This window comes from Thermanaeromonas sp. DSM 22490 (assembly GCF_056378755.1).
Genome location: NZ_JBJHHE010000003.1, coordinates 230,624 through 239,343 on the forward strand (window position 1 = coordinate 230,624; position 8,720 = coordinate 239,343).

Here is an 8,720-nt window from a genome sequence, read left to right on the forward strand (position 1 = left end):
TAGATGGCAGTGAAGGATAGCGAGCTTTGGCAAGCCCTAATAGGGAGGGGTGACGAGCAGGCCCGCAAGGAACTGGCTTTAAAGTACTTGCCCCTGGTAAAATACATAGTGGGCCGCCTGGCCGTCAAGCCCCCTCCTTCCCTGGACCAGGAGGACCTGATAGGTTATGGCATAGTAGGGCTGCTAGAAGCGCTGGACCGTTACGATCCCTCCAAGGGGGTTAGCTTTGAAAACTATGCCGCCCTGCGCATTCGCGGGGCGGTGCTGGATGCCTTGCGCCGCGCTCACTGGGCGCCGCGAACCCTTATAGAAAAGTTAAAACAAGTTAGCGCCGTCTACCGCCACCTGGAGCAGGAACACGGGATGCAGCCCGGAGATGAAGAGGTGGCGTCTGCCGCCGGACTGGAAGTAAGGGAGCTCCACGAGTTGCTAGAACGCGGGGCCCAGATGGCGGTTATTTCCCTGGAGGAATTCCTGCTAAATGAAGAAGGTGAAGAGACGGTCAGGAGGGGGGAGATGCTGGCGGACCCCCAAAATCCCGCGCCCGAGCAACGGCTGGAGCAGGAAGAACTGCGTCAGGCCCTAAAACTGGCCCTGGAAAGATTGGGAGAGAGAGACCGGCTTATCTTGAACCTTTACTACTACGAAGGGTTGACGCTAAAGGAAATAGGTCAAGTCCTCCAGATCTCCGAGTCCAGGGTATGCCAGCTACACGGACGGGCTTTGCTCAACTTGCGGCGCCTGCTGGCCGATTATCTCTAAGGAGGGGGTTTCTACGGCTTACATATTTTTGCTGTTGGGTATGCTTATCATAGCCCTCTGTTGGCGGGGAGCCTGGCACCAGCTCCGCCACAACCCAGTACTAGCTTCTCCTCATGGTGCACCAGGCGCTGAAACTCCCCCGGGAACAGGTAGTTCGTCCGCTCAGAGTTCGCTCGCCCAAGAGGAGCGGGGAATACAGCCGCTGGCCAGGCAATCCATGCCCCGGGGAGATTTTCAGGAGTACTTATCCCGCGCTTTAACGGCGCCGGAGGCGACAGGGGCGCCGGGAGAAACCCAGGCCCTTCCTTTGGCCGCTATACAGGAGGCCCTGGAGGCGGGGGAGAGCATAGAGAGCGTGGCCAAGCGGTTTGGCCGGGGAAAGGGGGAGATAGAATTAATTCTCAATTTAAGGCGTTCCAAGAGCTAGGTAGAGGTCGGCAACCCCTGGCCCTGGTGGGCTTAGGTGTGGGTATAGGCTTTTTCCTGGCCGGGCTTATGTTGCTGGTATGGCCTCCGGCTGGCCCCAGCCGGGAGGAGATAATAAATGCGGCGCGCAAGTACGGCATGGTCTTCCGCGAGGAAGTGGTGCCTTTCGCCTTAGCACCCAGTGCGGCCCAGCCAGAGAAGCCTCAAGATCATAAAGACAATCCAGACAGCAAACCCGAAGAAATATTGGTAACCATTCCTGCAGGAGCCACTCTGGAGGAGATCGCCGTCCTACTGGAGAAGCAGGGCGTGGTAGCTGGGGCCCTCTTTGAAGCAGAAGCGCGCAAGTCTGGAGCGACGGGAAGGATAAAAGCTGGGTCCCATTACCTGCCCAAGGGAGACGTGAAGGCTGTGCTAAAGCGGTTGACGGAGTAAAAGATAACAGGGAAAGGGGGTTTAACATGTTACGCGGACTACACCTGGCAGCGACGGGTATGGTGGTTCAGCAGTTGCGCCAGGAGGTGATCAGCAATAATCTGGCTAACGCTACCACGCCCGGGTTTAAAGTCGAGGTGGCTCCCCTGCGGTCTTTCCCGGAAGTCCTCCTGGTGAGGATGGAGGGCCGGTCGCCGGAAGCCGCTGTTGGTACCTTTAGTCCGGGGGTCATGGTGGATGAGCTGGTAACGGATTTTACCCAGGGTCCCTTGGAGGAAACGGGTCGTCCAACTGACTTGGCTCTGGTGGATAGGCCGGGAAGCCCTCCTGCCTTCTTTGTCGTTCAGGTGGGAGGAGAGGTCAGGTACACCCGGAATGGTAGCTTCAAGATTGGGCCGGGCGGCTTTCTGGAGACCAGGGAGGGCTATCCCGTGCTGGGGCAAAACGGTCCCTTGAGGGTGGGCCAGGCCAACTGGCAGATCGATTCTCGGGGAGGGGTATGGGTAGACGGCTTCTTGGTGGATAGCCTTATGCTTGTTACCTTTGAGGATCCCCAACGGCTGCAAAGGGCCGAAGCCAATCTCTTTCTGGCGCCTCCCGATTTGCCGGCGATAGATGTCACGGGAGAAGCACAGGTAAAGCAGGGATTCCTGGAAAAAAACAATTTAGACGCGGTACGGGAGACGGTGAATATGCTGGCCGCCTTGCGGGCCTATGAGGCGGGGCAGAAGCTCATCCAGGTTCAGGACGAAATGTTGGGTAAAAGCGTAAATGAGGTTGGCGCCCTGCGCTAGAGCCAAAGGGGAGGGGTAAGAACATGATTCGAGCTTTATGGAATAGCGCCAGCGGCATGGCGGCCCAGGCTGCCCAGGTAGACATCCTGGCCCATGACCTGGCCAATGTAAACACGCCGGGCTTTAAGAAGAGCTATACCAGTTTTGCGGACCTAGTCTACAGAGCGGTAGAAGAAAGGGGTATGCCGGTAAACCGTCCGGAGGAACCGGCGGTGGGGTCTGGGGTGCGGTTGGCAGCGGCGGAGAAGGACTTTGCCCAGGGTCCCCTGGTGGAGACCGGGAATCCTCTACATTTGGCTATCCAGGGACAGGGCTTTTTAGCTGTAGAGGGGCCGGGCGGGGAACTTTATCTCACTCGGGATGGTGCTTTTCACCTTAACGATGCAGGGGAAATAGTGCACAGTTCCGGCTACCGCCTTTTCCCTGCGGTAATGCTGGAGCCCGGAGACCGCAGTTTAAAATTTAGCCCCGACGGCAGGGTAGTAGCCTTAACCGGGGAGGGTGAAGAGAGATGGGTAGCTGACCTGGAATTGTACCTGGTTCCCAATCCCGCCGGGTTGGAGGCCATGGGTGACAATCTCTTGCGGGTTACGGCGGCCAGCGGCGCGCCAGTAGCGGTGCGGCCGGGCGAGGGCGGAGGCGGGTATTTGCGACCGGGCTACCTGGAGGCGGCCAATGTGGACCTGGCCGAGGCCCTGACCAAAATGATCCTCGCTCAGCGGGTTTACGCCAGCAACTCGCTGGCGGCCAGGGTAGCCGATGAGATGTGGGGCATGGCCAATAATTTGCGGCGGTAAGTATGATGTGGGTTATTAACAAAAATTCATTTGGGAGTACATAGCAGTGGAGGATATTAAGGTTGGAATAGGGGAATGGAAAGTTGCCCGTGAGCCGCAGCGGCTGATTACGTTGGGGTTGGGCTCTTGTGTAGGGGTAGCCCTTTTTGATCACCGTAACTCTATAGGTGGCCTGGCTCACATTATGCTTCCGGACAGCCGGCAATTTCAGGACATCGCTAACCGGGCAAAATTTGCTGACCTGGCCATCCCGGACATGCTGGAAGCCATGCTTAAGCAGGGTGCCAAGCACCGGAGCATATTCGCCAAGCTGGCTGGCGGTGCCCAGATGTTTGCCTCGGCGGATCGCCACTTGACCAGCCTCAATATAGGTGAGCGCAATGCCGCCATGGCCTATAAGATTTTACAGAATTTAGGTATTCCGGTGCTGGCTATGGACACGGGCGGCAATTACGGTCGCACCATGATCCTGGACACCAGTAACGGCAAAGTTTATATCCGGGCCATCGGTCGTCCTTTAAAGGAGATTTAAGCGAGGGTTGCTATGGATTTCCAAGAATTTAAGCAAAGGGTATACCGCCATTTTGGCTTATATCTGCAAGGCTACAAGGAGCCCCAGCTCAAGCGGCGGATTGAAAGCCTGATGCATTCTCTCAAGGTGCAGAGCTATGACGAATACTGGCGCTTACTTACTGCCGATTCCGAGCAGTGGCGGCGCTTTGTGGATAAAATTACCATTAACGTCTCGGAATTTTTCCGTAATCCGGAGATTTTTCAGCGGCTGGAAAAGGAAATTTTGCCGCAGCTCTTACAAAGGCGGAGAGTCCTTAAGATATGGAGTGCGGCGTGCGCGGATGGGCCGGAGCCTTATTCGGTGGCCATCATTTTAAGAGAATTAACGCCAACCGTCCGGCATCACATTGAAGCTACCGATGTGGACACTGGCGCCCTAGAGGCGGCCCGGCGGGGCGTGTATCATTCGCGGGCGGTGCAGGCAGTGACTCCCGAGCGCCTCCGGCGCTATTTCCGGCGGGACGGTGAATATTTTTACCTGTGTGAAGAAATCAAAGGGATGGTGTCGTTTCGGCGCCATGACCTCCTAAGCGATCCTTTTGGTAAGGATTACGATCTTATTCTTTGCCGGAATGTAACTATATATTTTACCTCGGAAGTGCAGGACAGACTTTATCGCCAGTTTTATCAGGCCCTGGCACCGGGAGGCGTGCTTTTTGTGGGGGCCACGGAGAGCATTTTCCAATACCGGGAAATTGGGTTTGAAAAAATAGCGTCCTGGTTTTACCGCCGGCCGGAGGAGGAAAAAACATGGACACCTGGGAAAAAATAAATGCTTTTCATTTAGATGTTCTGAAGGAAATAGGCAATATCGGCGCCGGCAATGCAGCTACTGCCCTGGCCAGTATGCTCAACAGGCGTATTCAGATGACGGTCCCGCGAGCGGGTGTCTTGCCCCTGACGGCGATCCCCGGCCTGGTGGGACACGAGGAAGAACCGGTGGCTTGTGTGGAATTTAACCTCTCAGGCAGGGCTCCCGGGAAGATTCTCTTACTGCTCACTCAGGAGAGCGCCTTTTTCCTGGTAGATTTTTTACTGGGCCAACCTCTGGGGACGACTCAGGCGCTGGACGATATGGGAGTTTCCGTAATAATGGAAGTCGGAAACATTCTCACAGGTTCTTTTCTTAACGCCTTTGCTGACTTTTGTCATTTGGAGTTTATCCCCTCGGTTCCGGCCTTTGCCCTTGATATGCTGGGAGCGGTCCTCAGCTCGGCCTTTCTGGAGGGGGGGTATTTTGCCGACCGGGCACTGGTTATCGAGACCCAGTTTTATGATGTGGAAGTAAGGATCAACGGGCATTTCTTCTTGATTCCCGAAAATAATGCTCTTCAGGTAATACTCAGCTCTTTGGGTGTACCTATGGCAAACAACTGGCGGGAGGAAATTTAAGGGATTTTGGCTAAAGGAGGTTTTTTAAAATGGGCAAAAAGGTTCTGATAGTAGATGATGCGGCTTTTATGCGCATGATGATTAAAGACATTCTGACCAAGAACGGCTATGAAATAGCCGGGGAGGCGGAAAACGGGGTCAAGGCAGTAGAGCTTTATAAACAGCTTAAGCCCGATGTAGTGACCATGGATATTACCATGCCGGAAATGGACGGCATCGCGGCAGTTAAAGCCATCAAACAGATGGATCCTAACGCCAAAATCATTATGTGCAGCGCCATGGGCCAGCAACTTATGGTAATGGAAGCCATCCAGGCAGGGGCCAAGGATTTTATTGTCAAACCTTTTCAGCAGGAGCGGGTGCTTCAAGCGTTACAGAAAGTTTTGGGATAAGAAGTAAAAAGGAGAAGAAGTCATGGCCGAGGTATTGTCCCAAGCAGAGATAGATGCCCTGCTCGCTGCCTTGAGCAGCGGGGAGATTAAGGCTGAAGAGTTGGGCGAGGGAAAAAGGGAACCGGGGGCTAAGAAGTATGACTTTCGACGGCCGAACAAGCTGTCCAAGGAACACCTTCGGACCTTGTATATGATCCATGAAAATTATGGCCGGCTGGTGGGCAATTTTCTCTCTGCTTACTTGCGCACCAATATACGGGTTAGAATCGCTTCAGTGGAGCAGATGACCTATGAAGACTTTATTATTTCCCTTCCCACCCCTACGTTACTCACCCTTTTTTCTCTGGAGCCTTTAAAGGGCACGGCCATCTTAGAAACTAATCTGGCCTTTGTTTTTCCCATTATTGATCTTCTTTTCGGTGGGCGGGGGGAGACGGCGGTAAGAACGCGGGAGCTTACCGAAATCGAGCTGCACGTACTGCGGCGGTTGTATAGCAGGATGTTGGAACAGTTGAATTATGTTTGGGCCGATGTTTATCAAGTGAGTTCCAGATTGGACTCTATGGAGACCAATCCCCAGTTTGTGCAAATTGTTTCTCCCAATGAAATTGTGGCTGTGGTGACCCTGGCTACTACCATCGCCCAAAACGAAGGCCTGATGAATATTTGCCTGCCTTATATGCTGCTGGAACCCGTCATTTCCCATCTTTCTGCGACCCACTGGTTTGCCGGTGTGGGCGAGGCTGAGGAGCGGGCCGAGTTTAAGGAAAGTTTAACCAAAATTATGTTCCAAGTACCGGTAGAAATGATAGCTTACTGTGGCCGTGCCAGGATCAGGGTGCGGGATTTCTTACAACTACAGGCAGGGGACGTTGTTACCTTGGACCGCAGCATAAAGGAAGACCTAGATCTGCATGTAGATGGCTTACCCAAGTTCAAAGTCCAAGCAGGACTGGTGGGGAAAAAAAGAGCTGTACAAATAACGGAGGTAATCTAGATGTCGGAGTTTTTATCCCAGGAAGAAATTGACGCCTTGCTTCAAGGCGGGCTATTGTCCAATCCGGCCCAGGAAGCCCTAACGGAAGAAGAAAAGGATGCCCTGGGGGAGATTGGCAATATCTCCATGGGCAGCGCAGCAACAGCCTTGTCTCAAATCCTTAACAGGAAAGTACTGATAACCACCCCCCATACCAGGGTGACGACGCCGGAGGAGCTTTTCGCCTCCTTTCAAATGCCTTATGTAATTGTTGAAGTAAATTTTACCGAAGGGTTGTCAGGTGCTAATCTGTTGATAATTAAAACAAGGGATGCCGCTATAATTGCTGACTTAATGATGGGCGGTAGCGGCCAGGTGGAAAAAGAAGAACTGGACGAGATCCAGAAGAGCGCTGTAGCTGAGGCTATGAACCAGATGATAGGTACCTCGGCCACTTCCATGTCCACCATCTTTAATCGCAGCGTAAAAATATCACCTCCCACAGTCACGGCAGTAGATTTTACCTTAGAAACCTTTTCACCGCCCTGGCCATCCGGACAGCCTATCGCCGTGGTCTCTTTCCGTATGGAAATCGAGGGTTTGGTGCAGAGTGAAATTATGCAGGTAATGCCGGTGGCAATAGCTAAAGAAGCAGTCAGGATGCTTTTTAATGGCTCTACAGGTTCCCCCCAGCCCGCCGAGAGCCAAACGGCTGTTCAGGCGGAAGAAGAGGAGCCACCTCCGCCTCCTCCTCAGGCCGTTACCAGACCGCCCCAAATTTTTGGGACCACGCCCCGGAACCTGGAGCTGATTTTGGATGTAGCCCTGGACATTGAAGTCGTTTTAGGTACAACGGTTAAGCCTATCAAGGAAATTTTGAGCCTGGGTCCGGGAAGTATCGTGGAGTTAGAGAAGATGGTCGATGAACCCGTGGAGATTCTGGTCAACGGTACTCTTATAGCCCAGGGGGAAGTAGTGGTAGTTAACGAAAATTTTGGTGTGCGGATTACTAACATCCTCGCCCCTTATGAGAGGATCAATAACTTGCGAAAGTAAAGCTTCCATTAAAGAAAAACTGGCCGGGGAAGTCCCCGGCCGGGTGGGCAGCACTAACGGCGGTTGTTCACCAGAACCTGTTCAGCTTTCTCTATGGCCAGACGCACCAGGTTACCGCACTGCCGGGAGGGGACGCTGCCCCAGCCCTCAGTGGCTACAAGGTCATAAACTCCGAGCTCCTTAGCAAGCTCATACTTCAGAGCCTCGGACATGACCGGGCTTCTTCTAGCCATGATCCAGCCCCCTTTTTAAATTGTGCTGCACCACCTTTTTAAGGTTATCCTTAAATGAATATCTTGATACTGGTGGGTTAAAAGCAAAATTGGATAGAAAAACCTAAGCCGGGCAAGAAGCCCGGCCAAGGAAATTATGGCCAAAATTGTTTAGTTTAGCCATGGGTACGTACGTTGTCGGCCCCGTGGTTTCTTAAGATGCGAGCTGCTTGTTCAGCCCTGTCGTCGCTACAGCGCACGGAAACCAGTATTTTACCCTGCCGTACATCTTCTTCATAACGGCGACCCTCAGCCTCGGGGATGCCCCAGTCCAGCAGACCTCCCGCTACGCCACCGGTGGCCGCTCCGGAGAGCAGTCCGGCGATGGGACCGGCAGCAACCAGGGGCCCTAGACCGGGCACTACTAGGGCTCCGGCACCGGCTGCTAGGCCGGCCAGGCCGCCCAACACACCGCCGGTAGTAACTCCGTCGGCGATGCCCGTATCACCTTCTATCCCCATGGTCAAACCGCCGCCTGCGGCCTCCCCTTCTTGACGGCCCTTATCCCGGGCTAATATAGATATTTCCTTGTCGAATCCCGCCCGGCGCAGGTCATCTACTGCTTCCCTAGCTACTCGCTCGTTGCTAAAGACGGCTATAACAGTTTTGACCACCGGATAAACCTCCTGTTTTCTAAAGTTTAGCTTTCACGCCATTATTATTTTACTTTGGCCTAGTTTCTATGCTTTTGCGACGGCAATTGCCGTATGCCCTTGATGACATCGCGCAATTGGTTTACTAGCGGCTGGGGGAAATCTCTTATTTCTTCTAGGAGACTGTTGACCAAAACGGTTCAAGGATAACGAAATTTTAGGACACTCAAGGTAAATACCACTAATTACCTA

The 8,720-nt window shown here is 53.6% G+C and carries 13 protein-coding genes; 11 read left to right on the top strand and 2 right to left on the bottom strand.

What is annotated here, in order from left to right:
• Positions 1 to 3 precede the first annotated feature (3 nt).
• Genes AC1BI1_RS04005 through fliY form a run of 11 tightly spaced genes read left to right on the top strand, consistent with a single transcriptional unit; the run spans position 4 to position 7,603 of the window.
• Positions 4 to 762, top strand: coding sequence for a sigma-70 family RNA polymerase sigma factor (locus tag AC1BI1_RS04005; protein WP_476715968.1), 759 nt, complete (start codon positions 4 to 6; stop codon positions 760 to 762).
• A gap of 40 nt (positions 763 to 802) precedes the next feature.
• Entirely contained in the window at positions 803 to 1,189 is a 387-nt protein-coding gene (locus AC1BI1_RS04010; RefSeq protein WP_476715969.1) for a hypothetical protein, read from the top strand.
• A 38-nt stretch (positions 1,190 to 1,227) separates the two neighbouring features.
• Positions 1,228 to 1,623, top strand: a complete 396-nt coding sequence (locus tag AC1BI1_RS04015) for a hypothetical protein (protein WP_476715970.1) — start codon at positions 1,228 to 1,230, stop codon at positions 1,621 to 1,623.
• Positions 1,624 to 1,649: 26 nt separating this feature from the next.
• Positions 1,650 to 2,417, top strand: a complete 768-nt coding sequence (locus tag AC1BI1_RS04020; RefSeq protein ID WP_476715971.1) for a flagellar hook-basal body protein — start codon at positions 1,650 to 1,652, stop codon at positions 2,415 to 2,417.
• A 23-nt stretch (positions 2,418 to 2,440) separates the two neighbouring features.
• Complete coding sequence (locus AC1BI1_RS04025; protein ID WP_476715972.1) at positions 2,441 to 3,214, top strand: flagellar hook-basal body protein; 774 nt, start codon at positions 2,441 to 2,443, stop codon at positions 3,212 to 3,214.
• A gap of 40 nt (positions 3,215 to 3,254) precedes the next feature.
• Positions 3,255 to 3,746, top strand: coding sequence for a chemotaxis protein CheD (locus AC1BI1_RS04030; RefSeq protein ID WP_476715996.1), 492 nt, complete (start codon positions 3,255 to 3,257; stop codon positions 3,744 to 3,746).
• Positions 3,747 to 3,758: 12 nt separating this feature from the next.
• Entirely contained in the window at positions 3,759 to 4,559 is an 801-nt protein-coding gene (locus AC1BI1_RS04035) for a CheR family methyltransferase (RefSeq protein ID WP_476715973.1), read from the top strand.
• Complete coding sequence (locus tag AC1BI1_RS04040; RefSeq protein WP_476715974.1) at positions 4,538 to 5,179, top strand: chemotaxis protein CheC; 642 nt, start codon at positions 4,538 to 4,540, stop codon at positions 5,177 to 5,179. The genes AC1BI1_RS04035 and AC1BI1_RS04040 overlap by 22 nt, the downstream gene beginning before the upstream one ends.
• Positions 5,180 to 5,208: 29 nt before the next feature.
• Positions 5,209 to 5,571 (top strand): response regulator, encoded by a 363-nt coding sequence (locus AC1BI1_RS04045; protein ID WP_476715975.1) that lies wholly within the window; start codon positions 5,209 to 5,211, stop codon positions 5,569 to 5,571.
• A 22-nt stretch (positions 5,572 to 5,593) separates the two neighbouring features.
• On the top strand, positions 5,594 to 6,568 hold the full coding sequence (gene fliM, locus AC1BI1_RS04050) for a flagellar motor switch protein FliM (RefSeq protein ID WP_476715976.1): 975 nt from the start codon (positions 5,594 to 5,596) through the stop codon (positions 6,566 to 6,568).
• A complete protein-coding gene (gene fliY / locus AC1BI1_RS04055; RefSeq protein ID WP_476715977.1) occupies positions 6,569 to 7,603 on the top strand; it encodes a flagellar motor switch phosphatase FliY in 1,035 nt (344 codons plus the stop codon).
• A 53-nt stretch (positions 7,604 to 7,656) separates the two neighbouring features.
• Here fliY and AC1BI1_RS04060 read toward each other — a convergent pair whose 3' ends face one another.
• Entirely contained in the window at positions 7,657 to 7,836 is a 180-nt protein-coding gene (locus AC1BI1_RS04060; RefSeq protein WP_476715978.1) for a small, acid-soluble spore protein, alpha/beta type, read from the bottom strand.
• Between the two features lie 155 nt (positions 7,837 to 7,991).
• Entirely contained in the window at positions 7,992 to 8,489 is a 498-nt protein-coding gene (locus AC1BI1_RS04065; protein WP_476715979.1) for a hypothetical protein, read from the bottom strand.
• Between the last annotated feature and the right edge of the window lie 231 nt (positions 8,490 to 8,720).